Genomic DNA, 22,086 nt, shown 5'->3' with positions numbered 1-22,086 from the left:
CCCGCCAAACAAAAGCAACCCCCGCCGGTACCGACCGGCGGGGGTTGCTTTGTGCGGTGCTGAAGAGGTTCTTAGAGCTTGCCCTCTTCTGAACGGCTCGGCACCGGCTTGTTGTCGGCGTCGAACTGGTAAATACCGATGAACGCTTCGGTCGGGTCACCGTTCTCATCGAAGGTCACCGGTCCGGAGTAGCCGTCGTAGTCGATGTCGCCGCCGCCCCGCAGGATGGTGACGCAACCGGCGTAGTCGAAGCACTTCTCGCCTTCGGCGGAGACGCCCTGCAGCTCGGCTGCAATGGCGGCGCCGTCGGTGCTGCCCGCAGCTTCTGCGGCCAGTGCCGTCATGGTGACGGCGTCGTAGCTCTCGCCGGCGTAGGACCAGTCCTTCAGGCTCGGATCAATCGCCAGCAGGGATTCCTTGAAGTTGTCCGAGGCGAACGGCCCCGGAATGGTTCCCTGGGCGCCTTCGAGGGTTCCCGCATCGAGGTCGTCGCTGAAGTCCGAGGTGTTGCCGTCCACGAAAAACAGCTGCGTGGGGTCAACGCCCTTGGCCGTCAGGAGGGGAACGATGCTCGTTGCCTGCTGGAAGCTGATGACCACGATGGCGTCCGGATCAGAGGCAGCGACGGCGTCAACCTGGCTGCTGAACTGAGAGTCACCTTCGTTGAACATCTCTTCGGCGATGATCTGGCCACCCGCGGACTCCACCGAGCTGCGGATGTTGCTGGCCAGCCCGGTGCCGTACGCATCATTGAGGACAATCATGCCCACCGTCTGCGCGCCGCAGCTCATGATGTAGTTGCCGAGGGTGCGCCCCTGCAGGACGTCCGAGGGCGCGGTGCGCCAGTACAGTCCGTTGTCATCCCAGGTCGTGAAATCAGGGGACGTATTGGCCGGCGAGAACTGAATGACGCCGGCGCCGGTGATCTGGCCGATGACGGTCTTGGACACCCCGGAGGACGCAGCACCGATGATCGCGCTGACGCCCTGGCTGAGCAGGTTGGTCACGGACTGGGTGGCAATGTCGGTCTGGGTGTCGCCGGAGTCGCGGTGAATGATTTCCACCGGCTTGCCGAGGACGCCTCCTGCCGCATTGATCTCCTCGACGGCAAGGTTGGTGCCCGCTATCTCGGGCGGACCGAGGAACGCGAGCTCGCCGGTGGTGGGCAGCAGGGTGCCGATTTTCAGCGGGACGTCGGTGGTGCCGGTGCTGGCCGGAACCGCGGTGGGATCGCCCTTCTCCCCCGGATCCGTGCCCTTGCCGCCTTCGTTTTCCGGGCAGGTCACGGCTCCTGCCGCAGCGGCGTCAGCGGAGGAGGACGACGGCGCGGCCGATTCATTCGACTCGGTTCCCGAGTCTCCCCCGCTGCAGCCGGAGGCGAACAGCGCAAAACCGAGCCCCAGCGCCGCGATCTTGGCCGCCCGGCTGTAACCTTCCAGGCCGGGGCGGCCCGTGGTGCGTAGTGCAGTCATAGATAATCTCCCAGATCGAAAGGCGGAGGCCTTTGATGCCCTTGTCAGGTGTTCCTGATCTAGGAGAAAAGCTAGTTGAATAATGAGTCAAAAATAAGAGTTTAGGGTTACGTCCTTGTAACACTCGTCACAGGGAGCGCTCCAACCACTTGCTTCACGGGGGTCACCCGGCTAGAACGTGACCCCGCTGCGCAGCATGACGTCGGCGAAGCCAGGACCGCCACCACCAGGATCCCGGTTTTTTCATGGAACGAATCAGCCGCGTTCCCGGTGTTCACGGTGACGACCGGAACCCATCCCTACACCGGGCGGCTCCGAATAACCTGCATGATCGAGCAGCGCGGCAGCAGCCACAGGGATCCCCCGCTCCGGGAATGGTCCGGCACCTACGGCGGGTTCTACCTGCTTCCCGACGATGCGTGGGGCGTCTCGGTGGCAGAGGACGGCTCCCCGCACGCGCGGTGCTGTTCCTGCAGCTGGGAATATGACGTGGACACGGAGGAAGAGGCAGTCCGCATGATCACGGCACACCTGCGGGTGGCACATCCGGACGAGACGGGGGTGGTGGATCCGGGCGGCCGCACGGGGCCGACGTCGTAGGCCCTGCGGTACCCCAGGTCGGACTCGAACCGACAACACGCAGATTTTAAGTCTGTTGCCTCTGCCATTGGGCTACTGGGGCTGAAGCAAAAGCTTCTGCTCAAGCCTACTGGATGGACGCTGCACCCCGGAAACAACGACGGCGGCCCCTCCGCCAAGGAGGAACCGCCGTCGTACGCGTTGCTGGAGGCTCAGGCCTACTTGCCGGCCATTTCCTTCTTCTTCGGCGGCGTAGCAGCAGCCTTGAAGGTGGAACGCGGGTTCTTCAGATTGCGCAGATCGGTGAGGTCGCGGCGGAACGCTACATTCAGCACCCAACCGGAGATGACGCGGAACTTGCGCTCGAACATGGGCATGGCCATGCCGTGGTAGCCGCGGTGTGCCAGCCAGGCCGGGAAGCCCTTCATGCCGAAGCCCATGATGTTGGCGACGCCCTTGTACTGGCCCAGGCCTGCAACGGCGCCGAGGCTCTTGTGGTTGTACTCTTCGATGCTGCCCTCGCCGTAGCGTGCGGCCACGATGTTCTTGGCAAGCAGCTTGGCCTGACGCACGGCGTGCTGCGCGTTCGGAACGCAGAAGCCGCCCACGCCGCCGCCGGAGAGGTCCGGAACAGCGGAGACGTCGCCGGCAGCCCATGCACCTTCAAGGGGGCCGTCGTCGCCGGTGATGCGCAGTTCAGCGTTGGCACGGACGCGGCCGCGCTCGTCGATCGGGAAGTCGGTGGCGCGGACCATCGGGTTGGCCTGCACGCCGGCGGTCCAGATCAGGGTGTCGGTAGCGAATTCACCGGCCGGGGACTTGTCCGCCATGTTGATGAGCTTCAGGACGCCGTCCTCGGCGGAGGCCAGCGAGGTGTTCAGCAGCACCTCGATGCCGCGCTCGCGCATGCTGGAGACAACCCACTCAGCCTGGTCGGGCTTGACCTCGGGCATGACGCGGCCCATGGCTTCGATCAGCACAAAGCGGAGGTCTTCACGCTTCAGCCGGTCATTGAGCCGTGCGGCGTCGCGGGCCATGTCCTCAAGTTCGGTGAGGGTTTCGATGCCGGCAAAGCCGCCGCCGACGACGACGAAAGTAAGGGCGCGCTCGCGCTCCGGTCCGGCGGGCATCAGGGAAGCGGTTTCGATCCGCTCCAGCACGTGGTTGCGGGTGGCGACGGCTTCTTCAATGCTCTTCATGCCGATGCCGGCCTCGGCGAGGCCCGGAATCGGGAAGGTGCGGGTGATCGAGCCTGCGGCCAGGACAACGTCCTGGTAGGGAAGCTCGAACGGCTCTCCGCCGTCAGCCGGCTCAACCATGGCCGTGCGGGCGGCGTGGTTGATGGAAATAACCTTGCCGGTGATCAGTTCGGTGTTCTTCAGGTGCATGCGGTGGGATACAACAGCGTCGCGGGCCTCAATGGTGCCAGCTGCAACCTCGGGGAGGAACGGCTGGTACGTCATGTACGGCAGCGGGTCCACAACGGTGACGATGCCGCCCTCAGCCTTGACCTTATTCTGGAGGTTCTTGGCTACATAGAGACCTACGTAGCCACCGCCTACCACCAGGACGCGCGGACGGTCTGAAAACTGTGTTGTAGATGCCATATCCTCATGGTACCCGAGTTTGTGAAAACCTTCACGAGAGTTTGGAAGACTCCAGCTCCCCGGTGTCCGTGTCCTCCGAAGCGGGGCATTCCGCCTCCCGGCGACGTGCCCGGACAACGGCCACCGTGCCCGCCGCCGCCACGGCCAGCGTTAGTCCAGTGAAGCCCAGGACAAGGGTTCCGGGCAGTAAATCGGTCTTCGTTCCGGGCGCCAGAGCTTCCGGCACGGTGGGTTCGGGCAGGTTCGGTGCAGTCGGTTCCACGGCAACCGGAGCGTCCACTGCCGGAGCCGTGGAAGCGTCCCGGCGATGAATGCGGATCCAGTCAGCGATGTTGCCCAGCGGGTTCGCGGTGACGGACGGAACATCGGAGGTCAGCGCCGCCCCTGCATCCAGGATGCCGTAGCCGTACAGGGTGTCCTGTCCCGGAGCCCCGGCGTCACGTGCAGTGCTGATGATGCGGTTAATGACCTCTGCGGCACTCAGTTCGGGGTACGCGGAACGGATCAGCGCCGCGGTGCCCGCCACCAGAGGCGCCGCACCGGAGGTTCCGCTCCAGCCCGCATACCGGGCAGGACCGCCCGGCAGGCCGCCCACCAGATTCTCCGCCGGAGCCGCAACCCCGATGCTGATCCCCTCGGAGGACGAATCCCAGCTTGCCTCACCGTTGCGGTCCACCCCGGCCACTGTCAGCACACCGGGGATGGTGGCGGGAGCGCCCACCTGGACTATGCCCACACCGCGGTTGCCGGCGGCGACAACCACCACCACGTCCTGCTGCTCGGCGTAGAGGAAGGCGTCATCCCAGCTTTCCGGCCAGGAGGTGGAGCTGCTGCCCAGGGACATGTTGATGACTTTTGCGCCGTTGTCCACGGACCACCGGATGGCGGCCGGAATCTGGTCCTCAATAGGAATTCCGGCCGGATTGTCCGGTCCGATCCAGGCCGATACCGCCAGCAGCTCAGCCTTGGGCGCCACGCCGATGATGCCTTCGGAGTTCTTCTTCTCCTTGGCGGGCGCCGGCTCCTTCTTCTCGTCCTTGTCCCCGTCCTTCTTCGGTGCGGAGGTTGCCGGCGGCTCGTCGGGAGCATGGCCCCGTCCGGCCAGCAGTGTTGCCACCAGCGTCCCGTGCGAGGGATTGTCGCCCAGCCCGCTGCTTCCGGACGGATCTCCGGCACCGGAAACGTCGGTTCCCCCGGTAACTGCACCAATAAGGTCCGGGTGGGTGGGATCAATTCCGGTGTCGATGACCGCCACCTTCACGCCCTCGCCCTGGCTCACGGCCCAGGCGTCGTCGAAGCCATAGTCCGCCAGCCAGTACTGTTTGTCCCGCCATTCGTCAGCAGAGGCCGGGGCAGCCGGAACGAGGGTAAGCGCCAGCAGCGCCGCCACCAGGATTCCACCCCGCCCCTTCCGCTGCCGCAGTCCCAAAACCGCCGACGCTGTGGTCACCGCGCGGCGCTCAGGGCTATGCCGTCCAGGATGTCGTGCTCGCTGGTGATCGCCGAGGAGACCTTTCCGTCCGTCAGTTCCGACACGCGGTCCACAATGGTCTGCCAGATCAGTGCACCGGCACCGATCACGTCCACCCGGCCCGGGTGCATGTACGGCAGCGCCGCCCGTGCTTCCCGGTCCATGTGCAGCAGCTCCCGGGCAGCCTGGTCGATGCGGGAAATGTCCAGTTCGGTGCCGTGAATCGCCTCGGCGGAGTATTCCGGCAGGCGGAGGGCGTGCGCTGTCACCGTGGTGATGGTGCCGGCAACACCCACCAGCCGGTCGGCCTCGGCCAGCGGAACAGTGGAGAGCACCTGGGCAATCATGTCCAGGACGTCTCCGCGCGCCAGCGCAATCTGGGCGTCGGTGGGCGGATTGGAGGTGAGATGGCGTTCGGTGAACCGCACGCATCCCATGTCGGTGCTCTTAGCCGCCAGCACACGGTCCGAGGTGCCGAGGACAAATTCGGTGCTGCCGCCGCCGAGGTCCACCACCAGCGTTTTGGCACCATTGCCGGCGCCCAGGACACTGGTGGCCCCGGCGAAGGAAAGTGCGGCCTCTTCGTCTCCGCTGATGACCTCGGGCTCCACACCCAGCCGTTCGCGGATTCCCGCCACGAATTCCCCGCGGTTCTCTGCGTCGCGGCTGGCGGAGGTGGCCACGAACCTGACCCGTTCGGCACCGTGCTCGCGGATGAGGGCAGCGTATTCATCCGCTGCCTCGAAGGTGCGCTGCAGTGCCTCAGGCGCCAGCCGTCCGGTGGCGTCCACGCCCTGTCCCAGGCGGTTGACCCGCATCAGGCGGACGACGTCGGTCAGCTTGGTTGCGCCTTCGTCCTGAGTCACGTCGGCGATCAGCAGGCGGATGGAATTTGTTCCGCAGTCAACGGCGGCAACCCTCACGGCCGGCCGCACGGTGTCCGCTGCGCCGGCTTCGGTGTCCGGCTGCTGTGGTGCGCTGCTTTGTTCCTGCACGGCATCCCCCTGATGTTCGGCGTTGGCTGCGGCCTCGACGGCCTCGCGTCGGGCGGCACGTTTGGCATCCAGCTCCTGAGGGGACAGCCCCTGGGTTTTGGTGTGCCGGCTCAGGTCACGGCTGGGCGCCGCACCCGTGGTGTCCCACGCGCCCTCACAATAGCAGCGATCCGCGGTCCACCATTCAGAGATGCGCTCCAGCGCTTCGTCGCCCAGCGGGTTCACCCCGGGGCCTGCGGCCAGCGAGTGGCCCACCAGCACATGCAGGCATTTAACCCGGGTGGGCATGCCGCCGGCGGAGACGCCGTCGATCTCGGGAACGGGACCAACGCCGGTGCGGGCACCAATTTCATTGCGCACCTGAAGATACGCCTCATGCGCCTTCCGGTAGCGGGCGGCGAGCTCCGGATCCTGCTCCAGCCGCTCGGTCATTTCGGTCATGAGACCGGAGGCTTCAAGCCGGGAAACGGCTGCCGTGATGACCGGGTGTGCCAAGTAGTAGGTAGTGGGGAAAGGAATGCCGTTGCTCAGGCGCGGAGCCGTGGTGGCAACGAGGGGATTCCCGCAGACACAGCGGGCACCGATTTCGACGACGTCGCGTGCCGGCCTGCCGAGCTGCCGGCTCAGGGTCTCCAAGTCTTCGGAGGTGGGGGTGAGCTGCTCCTGGGTCATGCCGGAGGTTCCTTCCTGAGGGCCTGGACGAGGCCCGGGCTATTGATAACTGCGCTTCTAAGATTACTGTGCGCAGAAAGCCGCGGCAGCCGCGGCGTCCGGACCGCCGGAGCGGCGGCAGGCTTAGGGTGCGTTGGCTGCTCTCTTGACGGAGTCCCACAGTGCATCAACCCACCGCAGGTCCTCACCCTGTTCCTGGGCTTCCTGCTCCACGTCCTCCACGCCCTGCTCGCCCTTGACCAGATACCGGGTCTCCCCCGGCATGACCAGGAAAATCCGTTCCCGGGCCTGCTGCTTGATGTAGCTGGGGTCCTCCCAGCGCTGGAGCTGGGCTTGAAGAGCGCCGGAGGTTTCCTTCTGCTCGGCGATCTCGGCTTCCAGCGCAGCGATGTCCGAGCGCTGGTGCAGGTACGTGTTCACCGACGGCGCCAGCAGGACCGTCACCACCAGCGTGACCATAGCCAGAACCAGCAGCCGGCCGGAGAAGGCCTTCGCCGGAACCGGACGCAGCTCATCCGAGGACTCCGCCGGGGCTCCTGTGGTGCCGCTGTCTTCGGACAGGATCCGGGAACGCCGCCGCAGCCTGCCGGCAGCGGCAGCCGCTTTGCCGGGCGCCGCTGCATCGTCGACGGAACGCGCAGTTCCCGGACCGGTTGGCTGCTTGGCGGTTCCAGCCCGGGATTTGGAGTTTTTCGGAGCTGAGGTTTTAGCGGACGGGGCTTTGGCGGACGCTTTGGATGACGGCGCTGATTCCGCCCGAGACCGGGACACCCCTATGCCGGCGTCCGAGGCGCCCTCCACCGGTTTTGTGGCGCTGATGATGTCCGGATCCGCAGCGGCGTTCCGCTTACGGGCTGGCTTTTGGGCACTTCGGCTGGTGCGCCCCCCGGTGCTGGAGCCGTCCCCGCCGGATGCCTTGGGGACTTTCGGACGTCGGGTGGGCATGGAACTCCTTGATAATGCGGACTGGCCTGAAGCGCAGCTATTTCGATAACACAGGGCTTAAACACAACTGGCGGGCACCCTCGTTAACGAGGGTACCCACCAGCAGCAGGCTTACTCTGCCGTGAAACGCGGGAACGCGCTGCGTCCTGCGTAACGGGCGGCGTCGTCGAGCTCTTCTTCGATGCGCAGCAGCTGGTTGTACTTGGCTACGCGCTCGGAACGGGCGGGGGCGCCCGTCTTGATCTGGCCTGCGTTGGTGGCCACGCAGATGTCAGCGATGGTGGTGTCCTCGGTTTCGCCGGAGCGGTGCGAGGTGATGGTGGTGTAACCGGCACGCTGGGCCATGGTGATGGCGTCCAGGGTTTCGGTGAGGGTACCGATCTGGTTGACCTTGACCAGCAGGGAGTTGGCGGCGTTCATCTTGATGCCGGTCTCCAGGCGGGTGGGGTTGGTGACGAAGAGGTCGTCGCCAACGAGCTGCACCTTGTCGCCCAGGCGCGCGGTCAGGGCAACCCAGCCATCCCAGTCGTTTTCGTCCAGCGGATCTTCGATGGAAACCAGCGGGTAGTCGCGGACCAGTTCCTCGTAGTACGCGGACATTTCCTCGGCGCTGCGGTTCTGTCCTTCGAAGAGGTACGCGCCGTCCTTGAAGAACTCCGAGGAGGCAACGTCCAGGGCCAGGGCGATGTCCGTGCCCGGCGTGTAGCCGGCGCGGGTGATGGCCTCGAGGATCAGGTCCAGGGCTGCACGGTTGGAGGGCAGGTTCGGAGCGAAGCCGCCTTCGTCACCCAGACCGGTGGAAAGGTTCTTTTCCTTCAGCACGGACTTGAGGTTGTGGTAGACCTCAACACCCCAGCGCAGGCCCTCGGAGTAGGTCTGGGCGCCCAGGGGAACAATCATGAATTCCTGGATGTCGACGTCGGAGTCCGCGTGCGAGCCGCCGTTGAGGATGTTCATCAGCGGCACGGGCAGGATGTGCGCGTTGGGTCCGCCGAGGTAGCGGTACAGGGGCAGGGCGGCGGATTCGGCTGCGGCACGGGCCACGGCCAGGGAAACGCCGAGGATGGCATTGGCGCCCAGGCCGGACTTGTTCTCGGTGCCGTCCAGGTCAATCATGGCCTGGTCGATGGCGCGCTGGTCGGCGGCGTCGAAGCCCAGCAGTGCGGGCTGGATCTGCTCGATGACCGCTTCAACGGCCTGCAGGACACCCTTGCCCTGGTAACGGGTCTTTTCGCCGTCGCGGCGCTCATTGGCTTCGAAGGCTCCGGTGGAAGCTCCGGAGGGAACCGCTGCGCGGCCAAACGTGTCATCATCCAGCAGAACCTCTACCTCAACGGTGGGGTTTCCGCGGGAATCCAGGATTTCGCGGGCGTGAATGGCATCAATGATTGCCATGGGAATGCTCCTGTTCGTTGGAACCTAGGGGTAACTTGAGCCCGGCCTATGAAACGGGCCACGCTGTCTGCTTCCAGCCTAGTTGAAACCGGCGCCGTAGTAAGGCCCTTGGGCGCCAATCCGACTTATACCCGGTTGCACTCAAACGCTGAGTGCCCTATTGCCCGGCCGTAAAGCGGCGCACTGCGGCACGCAGAGCGGCTTCCGCGTCCAGGCCCTGCGCCTGTGCCTGGCGCACGACGTCGAACAGGTGGTCTCCCAGCTCCTCCGAATCCCGCCAGATACGGTCCGGGGCTGTGTCGGGGGCGGCAGGCGGAACCTCTCGCCCGGCACGCCGGGCCCGGTCCAGGGTTTTGGCGGCCAGCAGGAGTGCCGGGAGTCCTGCCGGAATGCCGTCGAACGGCGAGGTCCGGCCGGGTTTCTCCTGTTTTTTGACCTCGTCCCAGGCCCGTTCGATTTCCCCGGGATCGTCCGTGGTTTCCGTTCGGACGGAACCGTCGGGGGCAAACACGTGCGGATTGCGGCGGATCATTTTCGCGGTCAGCGAATCCACCACGTCCCCGATCCCAAAATGGCCGGATTCTTCCTGCAGGCGGGCGTGCAGCAGTACCTGGAACAGGACATCGCCCAGCTCTCCGGCAAGCTCACCGGCATCCTGCGGACCTGTGTGGCCTGCTTCCACTGCCTCGACAACCTCGTAGGCTTCTTCGACGAGGTACTCCAGCAGGGACTCGTGCGTCAGCGCGGCCGTCCACGGGCAGCGTTCCCGCAGGACAGCGATGATCCCGGCCAGGCGGGTGAACCGCCGGCCCAGGTCATCGCCGTCGCTGTTTGGCACTGAATCAGCCACGGGCCTGATTGAAGCCTTCCGTCACGTAGGCGGCCAGCGCGTCGCGTTCTTCCAGCGGAAGGAACGCGGCATCCACGGCGTTCATGGTGAGTTCCAGGATGTCGTCCAGGTCGTAGTCGAAGGCCTCAGCCAGCAGCTCGAACTCGCCGGTCAGCGTGACACCGCTCATCAGCCGGTTATCGGTGTTCACCGTGACCTGGAAACCCGTCTGGTACAGCAGGTCGATCGGGTGGGATTCGATGTCCTCACCGAAGGAGGCAATGGCACCGGTCTGCAGATTTGAGGAGGGGCAGATTTCCAGCGGAATGCCGCGGTCCCGCACCCAGCCGGCCACCTGTCCAATGGTCACCATGCCCACCGCAGTGTCGTCTCCAAGGCCGTCTGCCGCGCTGCCGGCGTCTTCGGCGTCGTCGTCGAAGTCAACCTCGATGTCCTCGGCTATCCGCACACCGTGCCCCAGGCGCAGCGCGCGCCCGTGCACCAGGGCGTCCTTGATGCTCTGCACCCCGGCAGCCTCGCCGGCATGAACGGTAACGGGGAACTGGTTCTCAGCGAGGTACGTGAAAGCATCCGCGAAGCGGGAGGCCGGAAATCCGTCCTCGGCTCCCGCGATATCAAAGCCCACGGTTCCGTTGTGGCGGTGCCGGACGGCCAGTTCGGCAATCTCCATGCCGCGGTCGCCATGGCGCATGGCGGTGAGGAGCTGGCCCACCTGGATCAGGCGGCCCTGCGCTTCCACTGCTTCCACTCCCGCGTCCAGCCCATCCTGGACCGCTTCCACAACCTCGTCCAGGCTCAGTCCGCCCTTGAGATGCTGCTCCGGTGCCCAGCGGATTTCGGCGTAGATCACGCCGTCGTCGGCGAGGTCCTCAACGAATTCACGGGCCACCCGCGCCAGGCCCTCTCGGGTCTGCATGACGGCAATCGTGTGGTCAAACGTTTCCAGATACCGGACCAGGGAGCCCGAGTCCGCAGACTCGCGGAACCACTCCCCCAGCGCCACCGGATCGGTGGAGGGCAGTTCGTGTCCGGCCTGTGCAGCCAGCTCGATGATCGTTGCGGGACGCAGCCCGCCGTCAAGATGGTCGTGCAGCGAAACCTTGGGCAGGTTGAGGATGTCGAGGGTCGGGTCAGAGGCGGGAAGAAGAATAGGCTCAGTCACGGTTCCAACTCTACGTGAGCTGCGGCACTGTTCCGGGCGGGCCGGTTCAGGGTGTTTCGGCCCGGTTTTCAATGTCCTGCCTGGTGTCATCGGTATGCCTGCCGCCGTCGGTGCCGCCGTCGGTCCGGCGGGCGCTGGAAGACTGGGATGCGCTTGCCGACTGGGCTGCCCGCGCCGCTTCGACACGCAACCGGGCCGCGTCCCGGGTGGTCTGCAGGGGTGTGGGGCCGCGGAGCTTGGTAATGACCCGGTCGATGATGAGGCCCAGGACCATGGCCACTGCAATGGCCACCACTACGCCCAGCAGGTGGTTGTCCTTGAACCAGGTGCCGGCCACTGCTCCAACGGCAACGCTGTATGCCGCCCACAACACTGCGGACATCGCGGTCAGGCCCACAAAGAGCCGCCGCGGGAAACCGGTCGCTCCGGCGGTGAGGTTGACGACCACACGACCGATGGGAATGAAGCGGGCCACCAGGATCAGGGAGACAGCACGCTTGTCCAGCTCCTTGCGGGCCCAGACGAATCCGCGCTGCATCCGGGGTCCGCGCATCCACCGGAACCGGTCAATGCCGATCCCCCGCCCCATCAGGTACGCCAGGTTGTCACCCAGGAATGCGCCGCCCGCCGCAGCGGCCATCAGCAGCCAGGGATTGGGGCCGGCACCGGTGGCCACCAGCGCGGCCAGCCCCACCACAATGGATTCGCTCGGCACGGGGGGAAAGAACCCGTCGATCAGACAGAAGGTAAACAGAACCAGGTAGACCCACCAAGCGTCAGCGGAGGTCAGGATGAAGTTGTTAATACTGTCCATTGCGGCGCTCAGCACGGGCAGGCTGCTCTCCTCGGAATCGGTCTCTGGTACCTACAACGATGCCATCAGTGCATTGGTGCCCGCCAACCCCGGAGCCCGGCGGACAGTGCGGGGATGGCGGGCGGATAGCCGGAGTCAGCTGATGCGGTCGATGATCAGCTTCTGCGCGGGGCGGGATCCTTCGGGACCAATGACAACGGCGTCGGCCAGGGCTTCTTTGGCACGCTCAAATTTCTCCGGCGTATCCGTCAGCAGCGTCATGAGCGGCTGGCCTGCCCGGATTTGGGCGCCGGGCTTGGCGTGCATGCGGACACCGGCACCAGCCTGGACTGCGTCTTCCTTCCGCGCCCGTCCTGCTCCGAGCCGCCATGCAGCGACACCAACGGACAGGGCATCCAGTTCCAGCAGCACACCGTCAGCAGGTGCGTAGATGATCTCCGATTCGCGTGCCTGCGGCAGCGCGGCGTCTGGGTCGCCGCCCTGCGCGGAGATCATGCGCTTCCACACATCCATGGCTCGGCCGTCCTTCAGGGCTGCTGCCGGGTCGGCGTCGGGCAGGCCGGCGGCGGCCAGCATTTCTTCGGCCAGCCGCACGGTCAGTTCCACCACGTCCTCGGGGCCGCCGCCGGCCAGGACGTCGACGGATTCCTGCACCTCAATGGCGTTTCCGGCGGTGAGGCCCAGCGGCGTGGCCATGTTGGTCAGCAGTGCCACTGTGTTGACGCCGGCGTCCTTGCCCAGCGCCACCATGGTTTCGGCCAGCTCGCGGGCGTTCGCTTCGTCCTTCATGAACGCTCCGGAGCCCACCTTCACGTCCAGGATAAGTGAGCCGGTGCCCTCGGCGATCTTCTTGCTCATGATCGAGGAGGCGATCAGCGGGATGGCTTCCACTGTTCCGGTGACGTCGCGCAGGGCGTAGAGCTTCTTATCCGCCGGAGCCAGGCCTGCGCCGGCGGCGCAGATGACGGCGCCGACGTCGGCCAGCTGCTTCATCAAGTCCTCATTGGACAGATCGGCACGCCAGCCGGGAATGGCTTCGAGCTTGTCCAGGGTTCCGCCGGTGTGCCCCAGGCCGCGGCCGGAGAGCTGCGGAACGGCGACGCCGAACACGGCGACCAGGGGTGCCAGCGGCAGGGTGATCTTGTCCCCCACGCCGCCGGTGGAATGCTTGTCGGTGGTCGGCTTGCCCAGGGAGGAGAAGTCCATCCGCTCCCCGGAGGCAATCATGGCTGCGGTCCACCGGGAGATCTCGGAGCGGGTCATGCCGTTGAGCAGGATGGCCATGTTCAGTGCGGCCATCTGTTCATCGGCGATGGCCCCGCGGGTGTAGGCATCGATGGTCCAGTCAATTTGTTCCGGTGACAAAACGCCCCGGTCCCGCTTGATTCCAATAATGTCCACGGCGTCAAACTTCTCAGCACTCATGGTGGTTATCCTTCCAGATGTTGGGGGCCGAAGGCGTCAGGCAGGACCTGGTCCATGGTCTTGATGCCGCTGACGGTCAGCAGCTGCATGCCCGGTGCCCGGAATTCGTACAGCAGCTGCCGGCACCGGCCGCAGGGCATCAGGATTTCCCCGGCCCCGTCCACGCAGACAAAGGCCGCCAGGCGACCTCCCCCGGTCATGTGCAGGGAGCTGACCAGCGCGCATTCGGCGCAGAGGGTCAGCCCGTAGGAGGCGTTTTCCACGTTGCAGCCGGAGATGATCCGGCCGTCATCCGTCAGGGCCGCTGCGCCTACCGGGTACTTCGAATACGGGACGTAGGCGTGTGCCAGCGCCGCACGGGCCGTTTCCGTGAGGGCGGCCCAGTCAACGGGTGCGGGAGTTTCGGTGTTCTCAGTCATTGTTTCCTCGCTTCAAGCAGTTTTGCCGGTTCAGGCCGGCGGCCTGTGGTTGTGCGGATTAACCGAAGGCGCCCCTCCCGGCAGCAATAGCCGGAAAGGGCGCCTTCGCGCCGCTAGCCCTTGATGTACGGTATGCCGCCCGCGGCGGGGCCGCGCGACTTCCCCACCACGCCGGCGACGGCGAAGATGGTCACCACATAAGGCAGCATGGCCAGGAACTGGTTCGGAACCGGGGTGCCGAGCAGGCTCAGCACCGACTGCAGGTTGGAGGCAAAGCCGAAGAGCAGCGCTGCGAACAGCGCCCCGATCGGGTTCCACCGCCCGAGGATGAGCGCCGCCAGGGCAATGTACCCCTGGCCGGAGGTCATGTCCCGGTTGAAGGAGGAGACAGCCACCAGGGTGAAGAACGCGCCTCCCACGCCGGCGACGGCACCGGCGAGCAGAACGTTCATGAACCGGGTGCGGTTGACGTTCACGCCGAGGGTGTCAGCTGCCTTGGGGTGCTCGCCGACGGCGCGCGTGCGCAGGCCCCATTTGGTGTGGAACAGGCCAAAGTAGATGGCCGCCACGGCAATGTACATCAGGTACCCGATCACGGACTGGTTGAACAGGATCGGGCCGATGATGGGGATATCCGCCAGCAGCGGGATCCGGATGGAGGGTAGGCGCGGCGGGGAATTCCACTTGGCCGCGTCCGTAGCCAGGACCGTGGAGAACAGGAAGCCCGTGAGGCCGGAGACCAGCACGTTCAGGACGACGCCGACAATCACCTGGTTCACGATGTACTTGATGCTGAAGACGGCCAGCACCAGGGACACCAGCACACCGGCAACGGCCGCGGCGAAGAGTCCCACAAAGGCATTGCCGGACAGCGAACCTGCCACGGCGGCAGCAAAAGCTCCGAAGAGCAACTGTCCCTCAATGGCAATGTTCACCACGCCGGAGCGTTCGCAGAGCACCCCGGAGAGTGAACCGAAGATCAGCGGGAAGGCCAGGGTGAAGGACCCCGCCAGCAACCCGTAAAGGGCCACGCTGGGGCTGCGGGCGCTGCCAATGGACCAGGTCAGGAAGGCTGCGATGAAGAACACCGCAAACACGGCAATGAGCCAGGCGGGAATGCGCTGGTACCGGCTGACCAAAATGGCTGCGTAAGCCGCCGAGGCCAGCAGAACCACCGAGGCGATCCAGCCCAGGACGGGCGCCGAGACCACGATGTTGGGCAGCTGGATGGCTGCGTTGTCCTCGGTAAGCCGGAAAGTGACGTCGGAAGACGGCGCTTCCAGCCCGAAGAGGATGAAGCCGAGGATTGCCAGGACGCCCAGAATAATGGGTGTCTTCCAGCTGCGGATCGCCTCGGATGCGGCCGGACGGCCGGTGGAGGCGGGTGCGGTTGCGGTGCTCATGCTGCTCCTCCGGCTGCGTTGGCTTTCTTGGTGCTGCGTTTGCCGGCCGTCTTGAAGGCACCGGGCGGCGGAATCCGGAAGATGGAACGGACCAGCGGCGGTGCAGCAATGAACAGGACGATCAGCGACTGGACCACCAGCACAATGTCGATGTTGGTGCCGGTGCTGGTCTGCATGGTGACACCGCCGGCGCGGAAGGCGCCGAACAGCAGGCCTGCGGCGAACGTTCCCCACGGGGAGGAGCGGCCGAGCAGCGCCACGGTGATGGCATCGAAGCCGAAGCTTGCGGCCACCCCGGAGGTCAGCACCTTTTCGGTGCCGGAGACCTGCGCGACGCCAGCGAGACCGGCCAGTGCACCGGCAATGAGCATGACGATGACGTAGCCCTTGGTGGTGCTGATGCCGGCGTTCCGCGCAGCCGCAGGGTTGGCGCCCACTGCGCGCAGTTCAAAGCCAACGGTTGAGCGGTTCAACAGCCACCAGATGAAGACGGTGGCTGCGATAGCCATGATGAAACCCCAGTGCAGGCGGAAGCCGCTGCCCAGCAGCGGCGGGAACATGGCGGTGTCGTCAAGCTGCGGGCTGATCGGGTTGGTGGATCCCGGGCGCTGGAAACCCGGAGTGGTCAGCAGGAAGAGCACCAGCTGGATCGCGATGTAGTTGAGCATGATGGTCACGATGACCTCGTGCGCGCCGGTGCGTGCCTTGAGCAGGCCGGCAATGCCGCCCCAGACTGCCCCGCCGATGGCTCCGGCGAGGATGACCACTATCAGGTGCAGGCCAACCGGCAGGTGCCAGCTGAAGCCAACCCATGCTGCCAGAGTGGCGCCAATGATGATCTGGCCCTGCGCACCGATGTTGAACAGACCGGCCCGGAAGGCCAGGGCCACGCCGAGTCCGGCACAGATCAGCGGTGTTGCAACCGTCAGCGTCTGGGTCAGCGGATAGATCATCCGGGAGAAGGAATCGGCTTTAAAGTTGAAGATTGATCCCTGGAACAGGGCGGCATAGGCGCCGGAGGCAGCCGACCAGGCAGCACCCAGCAGGTCCCCGGGCCGTGAGAAGAAGTACCCCGCTGATTCGGCAACGTCCTCGTCAGTGAGCGCGATGAGCAGCCCGCCGACGATCAGCGCCATCACCACTGCCAGCACTGAAACCAGTGCGTCGCCCGTGACGATGCGGTGCAGGACCGATGCCTGCTTCTCTTCCGGATGCAACTCTGTTTCGGGGACCGGAACGGGCGGCGGCGGCAGCGCCCCGCCCGCGGTTTCGGCAGCGGTCAGCAGCCGCATTTCTTCTGCCTCTGCTTCCTCTTTCCGGTGGGCTGGTTCGCCCGGCTGCCTGTTTTTCTCCTCCGGGCTCACTGCGCCCCTCCCTTAGTCTCGCGTTCGTGCGAAAGTGCTTCGTCAGCGCGCATCCCGGCCATCATGAGGCCCAGGACATCGCGTGAAGTGTTGCCCGGGACAATTCCCATGACTTTGCCGCCGTACAGCACGGCGATGCGGTCGGCCAGTTCCAGAACCTCGTCAAGCTCGGTGGACACGATCAGAACCGGGGTCCCGCCGTCGCGCTCCGCCACGATCCGCTTGTGCAGGAACTCGATGGACCCGACGTCGACGCCGCGGGTCGGCTGGGAGGCAATGAACAGCGACAGCGGACGCGAGAGCTCACGCGCCATGACCACCTTCTGCTGGTTGCCGCCCGAAAGTGTTCCCGCCGCAGCCTCGGCGGACTGGGTCCGGATATCGAACTCCTCGATCTTTTCGCCGGCGTTGGCTGCCACAACCGCCGGCCGCATGGACAGCCCGCGTGCAAACGGGGCCTTGTTGTAGCGGTTGAGGATCAGGTTCTCAGCGACGGTGAAGGTGCCAACGAGGCCGTCAACGCTGCGGTCTTCGGGCACAAAGCCCACGCCGGCGTCGATAACCTGCTCAACCCTGCGTCCCACCAGTTCATTGCCGTCCAGCAGAATGGAGCCGGTGACGTGGTTCTGCAGGCCCATAATGGCCTCGGTCAGTTCAGTCTGCCCGTTGCCCTGGACACCGGCGACGGCGAGGATCTCGCCCTTGGCAATGTCAAAGCTCACGTGGTCGACGACGGCCTGCCCGGTGTCGGAGCGCACCACCAGATCACGGATGGAGAAGGTATTGGCGCCGGGATCCGCAGGGGCCTTATTGAGGTTCAGGCTGACGGAGCGGCCCACCATCATCGAGGCCAGCTCGGTGGTCGAAGCGCTGGGCGGCGCATCACCCACCACCTTGCCGCGCCGGATCACGGTAATGACGTCGGAAACCGCCTTGACCTCACGCAGCTTGTGCGAGATGAAGACCACCGATTTTCCGTCGTCGCACAGCTGCCGCATGATGGCCAGCAGTTCATCGGTTTCACGCGGAGTGAGCACTGCAGTGGGCTCGTCGAGGATCAGGACTTCGGCGTCACGAATCAGCGCCTTGATGATCTCCACGCGCTGCTGCACGCCCACCGGCAGGTCCTCCACCACGGCATCGGGATCGACGTCGAACCCGTACTGGTCAGAAATCTGCCGGATACGTGTGCGGGTGGCTTCAAGATTCAGCGTGCCGGCAAACTTGGTGCTTTCATGTCCCAGCGCCACGTTTTCCGCGACGGTGAAGACCGGCACCAGCATGAAGTGCTGATGGACCATGCCGATTCCGGCCGCCATGGCGTCCCCGGGACCGGAGAAGACAACGGGTTTGCCGTTGATCAGGATCTGGCCTTCGGTGGGTTCGTAAAGGCCGTAGAGGACATTCATGAGCGTGGATTTGCCCGCGCCGTTCTCCCCGAGGAGGCTGTGGACCTGACCCGGTTCGATGACCAGGTCTATGTGGTCGTTGGCAACCAGGGTGCCGAAGCGCTTGGTGATGCCCTTGAGTTCGAGTTTCACAACCCCAACCAATCTGTTTGTGTCTGAGTGTGTGGGCTTCTCTCTATGGAGAGTACCCGGAACAGAATGAACCGCCGTCCCCCCGCTGCAACGCAGCCGGACGAACGGCGGTTCAGGTGCCGCTTACCCCTGCTTACTGGGGGCTGGCGGCAGATTCCACGGTGATCTCACCGGAGATGATCTTGGCCTTGATGTCGTCCACAGCTGACTTGACGTCTGCCGGGACGGCATCTTCCTGGTCATGGTACGGGGCCAGGGCCACGCCGCCGTTTTCCAGGGTGCCGATGTACGGAGCGGCGTCGAAGCTGCCCTCGACGTCGGTGGAGATGACCTCTTCAACGGCTTCGCCCATGAGCTTCATGACCGAGGTCAGGATGTACTCGGTGCCCTTGTCATTGGTCAGGAAACCGTCGGAGTCGACCCAGATAACCTTGTTGCTGCCGCCATTTGCGTTGGCTTCGACAACGGCGTCCAGTGTGCCGTCGCCAACCGGGCCGGCAACCGGCATGATGATGTCGGCGCCTTCGTTGAGGAAGCTCTGAGTGGTGGTCTTGCCGGCCACGGTGTCCGTGAAGTTACCCACGAAGGATCCGGTCTGGTCGGCCTTGTTCCATCCGAGCAGCGCAACATCGGCGTCATTCTGTTCGTTGTAGTACTCCACGCCGTCCGCAAAACCGTCCATGAAGATGGTCACGGTGGGGATGTTGATGCCGCCGTAGGTGGCCACCTTGCCGGTTTCGGAGGTGCCTGCCGCTACGTAGCCGGCCAGGAAGGCTGCCTCGGCCGTGTCGTAGATAATCGGCTTGACGTTGTCCAGATCGATGCTGTTGTCATCGACGATGGCGAAGTTGCGGTCCGGGTTGGCCTCTGCCACGGACTTGGTGGCGTCTGCCAGCAGGTAGCCGACCGTCACCGTGAGGTTGCAGCCTTCGCTGATCATGGAGTCCAGGTTCGGAAGGAAGTCAGTCTCGGACTGGGACTGGGCTTCGCGGACCGTGACGCCCAGATCCTTCTCTGCAGCCTTCAGACCCTCATAGCTGGACTGGTTGAACGAGCGGTCATCGAAGCCGCCCTCATCGGAAACGATGCAGGCGGTGAAGTCGCTGTTCGCGCTGCCCGCGGCCTCGGAGGAGCTGTCCTCTTCTTCGGGGGCGGCGCCGCAGCCGGAGAGCAGGAGCGCCGAAACGCCCAGCATGGCGGCGGAAACGCCGGCGTTGCGCTTGAAGCTGCGCGGGAAGTTCTTCAATGTTCCTCCAGGAAAGAAAATGGGGTCCACACGGCAGAGTCACTCTGTTCCTGCCCGCTCCGGAGAGAAGCGGGGCATCGCGTGGCGCAGCGCTCCGTCCATCGGTGGATCGCGGCAAGGCCATCCTATGTCCTGCAACACACACCGTGATGCAAATAACGCTCAGGGGATGAATTTGTTTACATGTTGTTATTATTTGCAAGCAAATGACGCGATACGTCTGCTGGTGAGGTGCAACAAGGGGGGCCAGGCCTTGGGGCTAGTGCCGCAATCTCCGCGCGGCCCGGACCGCTGCCGCTGCCATCACGCTGACGCCGGTGCTGATTGCCAGCTCATCAGGGTCATAGTCGCCGCGGTGCAGGTCATAGGTTTCGCCGCCGGGGGTGCGGGTCCCCAGCCGCATCAGAGCACCGGGCACGGCCTGCGTCATCCAGGCGAAGTCCTCGCCGCCCATGGACTGCGGCGCCAGGACGATGGAGTCCTCCCCCAGTTCCGCGCGTGCTGCGACCTCGATCAGGCTCGTCTCCGCGTCAGTATTAATGACCGGCGGCACTCCCCGGGTGTGTTCCAGCGTCACATCCACACCGAAGGGCGCAGCTATCTGGCGGACGACGTCGTCCAGCAGTTCCCCGGCTGCGTACCAGGCTTCAGCGTCCAGGCAGCGCATGGTTCCTGCCATAAAGCCGTGCGCGGGAATAGCGTTGGGTGCGGAACCGGCGTGCATTTGGCCCCAAACAACCGACACGCCGCTGCGCACGTCGATGCGGCGGGACAGCACGGCAGGGACGCTGACGGCGATCTCCGCCAGCGCAAAGACGAGGTCCTCGGTGAGATGCGGCCGGGAGGTGTGGCCGCCGCGGCCGGTCAGTTCAATGCGGATGGTGTCCGATGCCGAGGTAATGGCCCCAATCCGGGTGCCCACCTGCCCAACGTCGATCCGCGGATCGCAGTGCAGCGCGAGAATCCTCGGCATGCCTTCCAGGACACCCTGGTTGATGACGCCCAGCGCACCGCCGGGCATGACCTCTTCAGCGGGCTGAAAAACAATCCGGACCCGTCCGCCGAGGGCGCCGGCAGCATTGAGCTTGGCGAGGATCGATGCCACGCCCACCATGACCGTTGTATGAATGTCGTGGCCGCAGGCGTGGGTGATGCCGGTGTTCACGGAGGCATACGGCAGTTCGGTTTCCTCGAGCACCGGCAGCGCATCGATGTCGGCGCGCAGGCCAATCATCAGCGGACCATCCCCGATGTCAACGTAGGCGCCCGTGCCCTCCAGCCGGACCGGGTGCAGGCCTGCCGCTTCCAGAGCCTCAACGATGCGGTCCGTAGTGCGAAATTCCTTCGTCGACAGTTCCGGGTGCTGATGGAGGTCCCTGCGGAACGTGATTAGCTCACCCAGAATCGGTGCGACGCTCCCCCGCATAGACGGAACCGATGAACTGTGCAATGGAATGGTAGACACATTTTCTAGGGTAGTCACTGAGGCTCCCGTTACGGGAACCGTGTGACGATGTTCTGTGTTACGCGTCCAAATGAAGCCCGTTACAGGACGTCGGTGTCCCCGCTGGCCTTCAGGTGTTCCACCGCCTTTTTCACTTCCTGGGCGTGCTCCTTCGTGGTCACGAGCAGTGCATCCAGGGTGTCGACGATGACAACGTCCTCAATGCCGATCAGGGCGATCACCCGCTTGGTGTCGGAGACCACAATCCCGGAGGCGTTTTCCGAGTACACGCGCGCACCCTCACCCATCACCTTGAGGTCACTGTTCTCTGCAGCGGGATTGAGCCGTCCGATGGCAGCGAAGTCCCCGACGTCGTCCCAGTTGAAGATGCCCGGGATCATGGCTACGTCCCCGGCCGCCGCTGCCGGTTCCGCCACGGCATAGTCAATTGCTGTCTTGGGCAGGGTGGGCCACACACGGCGCACCACTTCACGCCGCTTCGGTGTATCCCAGGCCTCGGCGATCTCCGTCAGCCCGGCATAAAGTTCCGGCTCGTTCGCTTCCAGATGCTTGAGCATGAGGTCCACCGGAGCCACGAACATTCCGGCGTTCCAGCTGTAATGCCCGTTTTTCAGGTAGGTGCGGGCCACCTCTTCCGAGGGCTTTTCCACGAATTCAACGACGGCGTGCGCGCTCGGGGCACCGGCAATCTCCAGCGGATCTCCCGCACGGATGTACCCGAAACCGGTGGCGGCATGGGTGGGGTGGATTCCGATGGTGACGATGTATCCCTGTGCTGCCGTGTGGATGGCTTCCCGCACCGCGTCCTGGAAGACGTCCACCGGGGCGATAACCTGGTCCGCTGCAAAGGAACCCATGATGATGTGCGGATCCCTTTTAAAGAGGATCGCTGCAGCGAGTCCGATGGCCGCCGCGGAATCCTTGGGTTCCAGCTCCAGCACCAGGTTCTCACTGGAGATTTCAGGCAGCTGCTTGCGCACGGCCTGGCGGTGCAGCGTACCGGTCACCACCATGACGCGGTCACCGCTGAGCGGACGCAGCCGGTCATACGTGGCCCGGATCAGCGTGGAGCCTGATCCGGTCAGGTCATGGAGGAACTTGGGGGCTGCGGCCCGGGACAGCGGCCACAGGCGCGTACCTACGCCGCCGGCGGGAATCACGCCGTAAAAGCGGTCGAAGTCCGCGGCGGAAGTATCAGGGTCAATCGATTCTGTATTCATCAGAGCCAAGATTAGCCGACGGCGGCCGCCGCAGCCCGGAG

At 64.9% G+C, this 22,086-nt stretch carries 17 protein-coding genes, 1 tRNA gene and 2 pseudogenes; 1 reads left to right on the top strand and 19 read right to left on the bottom strand.

Annotated elements, in window-relative coordinates; genetic code table 11:
• Positions 1-71: 71 nt before the first annotated feature.
• Positions 72-1,472, bottom strand: coding sequence for an ABC transporter substrate-binding protein (locus CXR00_RS14025; protein WP_104055165.1), 1,401 nt, complete (start codon positions 1,470-1,472; stop codon positions 72-74).
• 327 nt (positions 1,473-1,799) lie between these two features.
• Here CXR00_RS14025 and CXR00_RS14020 point away from each other — a divergent pair, with 327 nt between their 5' ends.
• A complete protein-coding gene (locus CXR00_RS14020; protein WP_104055164.1) occupies positions 1,800-2,072 on the top strand; it encodes a hypothetical protein in 273 nt (90 codons plus the stop codon).
• Between the two features lie 9 nt (positions 2,073-2,081).
• Here CXR00_RS14020 and CXR00_RS14015 read toward each other — a convergent pair.
• The 18 genes and pseudogenes from CXR00_RS14015 to CXR00_RS13935 form a co-directional block, all read right to left on the bottom strand.
• A tRNA-Leu gene (locus CXR00_RS14015) sits at positions 2,082-2,154 on the bottom strand.
• Positions 2,155-2,269: 115 nt separating this feature from the next.
• On the bottom strand, positions 2,270-3,658 hold the full coding sequence (locus CXR00_RS14010) for an NAD(P)/FAD-dependent oxidoreductase (protein ID WP_104055163.1): 1,389 nt from the start codon (positions 3,656-3,658) through the stop codon (positions 2,270-2,272).
• 31 nt (positions 3,659-3,689) lie between these two features.
• A complete protein-coding gene (locus CXR00_RS14005; RefSeq protein WP_104055512.1) occupies positions 3,690-5,048 on the bottom strand; it encodes a S8 family serine peptidase in 1,359 nt (452 codons plus the stop codon).
• A gap of 56 nt (positions 5,049-5,104) precedes the next feature.
• A complete protein-coding gene (locus CXR00_RS18635; protein WP_368783719.1) occupies positions 5,105-6,196 on the bottom strand; it encodes an exopolyphosphatase in 1,092 nt (363 codons plus the stop codon).
• Positions 6,197-6,226: 30 nt separating this feature from the next.
• A pseudogene (locus CXR00_RS18630) lies at positions 6,227-6,796 on the bottom strand (DUF501 domain-containing protein); the annotation flags it as partial.
• Positions 6,797-6,919: 123 nt separating this feature from the next.
• Positions 6,920-7,741 (bottom strand): septum formation initiator family protein, encoded by an 822-nt coding sequence (locus CXR00_RS18625; RefSeq protein ID WP_258060481.1) that lies wholly within the window; start codon positions 7,739-7,741, stop codon positions 6,920-6,922.
• A 111-nt stretch (positions 7,742-7,852) separates the two neighbouring features.
• On the bottom strand, positions 7,853-9,136 hold the full coding sequence (gene eno / locus CXR00_RS13990; RefSeq protein WP_104055161.1) for a phosphopyruvate hydratase: 1,284 nt from the start codon (positions 9,134-9,136) through the stop codon (positions 7,853-7,855).
• A gap of 157 nt (positions 9,137-9,293) precedes the next feature.
• Complete coding sequence (locus CXR00_RS13985; protein ID WP_258060480.1) at positions 9,294-9,986, bottom strand: MazG nucleotide pyrophosphohydrolase domain-containing protein; 693 nt, start codon at positions 9,984-9,986, stop codon at positions 9,294-9,296.
• A complete protein-coding gene (locus tag CXR00_RS13980; protein WP_258060479.1) occupies positions 9,979-11,148 on the bottom strand; it encodes an adenosine deaminase in 1,170 nt (389 codons plus the stop codon). The genes CXR00_RS13985 and CXR00_RS13980 overlap by 8 nt, the downstream gene beginning before the upstream one ends.
• A gap of 214 nt (positions 11,149-11,362) precedes the next feature.
• A pseudogene (locus CXR00_RS13975) lies at positions 11,363-11,962 on the bottom strand (DedA family protein); the annotation flags it as partial.
• 135 nt (positions 11,963-12,097) lie between these two features.
• Positions 12,098-13,387, bottom strand: coding sequence for a thymidine phosphorylase (locus tag CXR00_RS13970; protein WP_104055159.1), 1,290 nt, complete (start codon positions 13,385-13,387; stop codon positions 12,098-12,100).
• A gap of 5 nt (positions 13,388-13,392) precedes the next feature.
• Positions 13,393-13,806: a cytidine deaminase gene (locus tag CXR00_RS13965; protein ID WP_104055158.1), complete on the bottom strand. Its 414-nt coding sequence runs from the start codon at positions 13,804-13,806 to the stop codon at positions 13,393-13,395.
• Positions 13,807-13,919: 113 nt separating this feature from the next.
• Complete coding sequence (locus CXR00_RS13960; protein ID WP_104055157.1) at positions 13,920-15,209, bottom strand: ABC transporter permease; 1,290 nt, start codon at positions 15,207-15,209, stop codon at positions 13,920-13,922.
• Positions 15,206-16,501 (bottom strand): ABC transporter permease, encoded by a 1,296-nt coding sequence (locus tag CXR00_RS13955; RefSeq protein ID WP_104055502.1) that lies wholly within the window; start codon positions 16,499-16,501, stop codon positions 15,206-15,208. Before CXR00_RS13955 ends, CXR00_RS13960 begins: the two co-directional genes overlap by 4 nt.
• Before the next feature lie 68 nt (positions 16,502-16,569).
• Positions 16,570-18,114: an ABC transporter ATP-binding protein gene (locus CXR00_RS13950; RefSeq protein WP_104055156.1), complete on the bottom strand. Its 1,545-nt coding sequence runs from the start codon at positions 18,112-18,114 to the stop codon at positions 16,570-16,572.
• A 133-nt stretch (positions 18,115-18,247) separates the two neighbouring features.
• Positions 18,248-19,309, bottom strand: a complete 1,062-nt coding sequence (locus tag CXR00_RS13945; protein WP_104055499.1) for a BMP family protein — start codon at positions 19,307-19,309, stop codon at positions 18,248-18,250.
• A 310-nt stretch (positions 19,310-19,619) separates the two neighbouring features.
• Positions 19,620-20,786 carry an amidohydrolase gene (locus tag CXR00_RS13940; RefSeq protein WP_181032566.1) on the bottom strand — a complete coding sequence of 389 codons (1,167 nt, stop codon included), beginning with the start codon at positions 20,784-20,786 and terminating at the stop codon, positions 19,620-19,622.
• A 119-nt stretch (positions 20,787-20,905) separates the two neighbouring features.
• A complete protein-coding gene (locus CXR00_RS13935) occupies positions 20,906-22,045 on the bottom strand; it encodes a mannose-1-phosphate guanylyltransferase (protein ID WP_104055154.1) in 1,140 nt (379 codons plus the stop codon).
• Between the last annotated feature and the right edge of the window lie 41 nt (positions 22,046-22,086).

The organism is Arthrobacter sp. 9E16 (genome assembly GCF_002929435.1).
Taxonomy (GTDB): domain Bacteria; phylum Actinomycetota; class Actinomycetes; order Actinomycetales; family Micrococcaceae; genus Arthrobacter_B; species Arthrobacter_B sunyaminii.
Note: the sequence above shows the minus strand (reverse complement) of the source record. Positions and strands in the feature narration are given on the sequence as shown.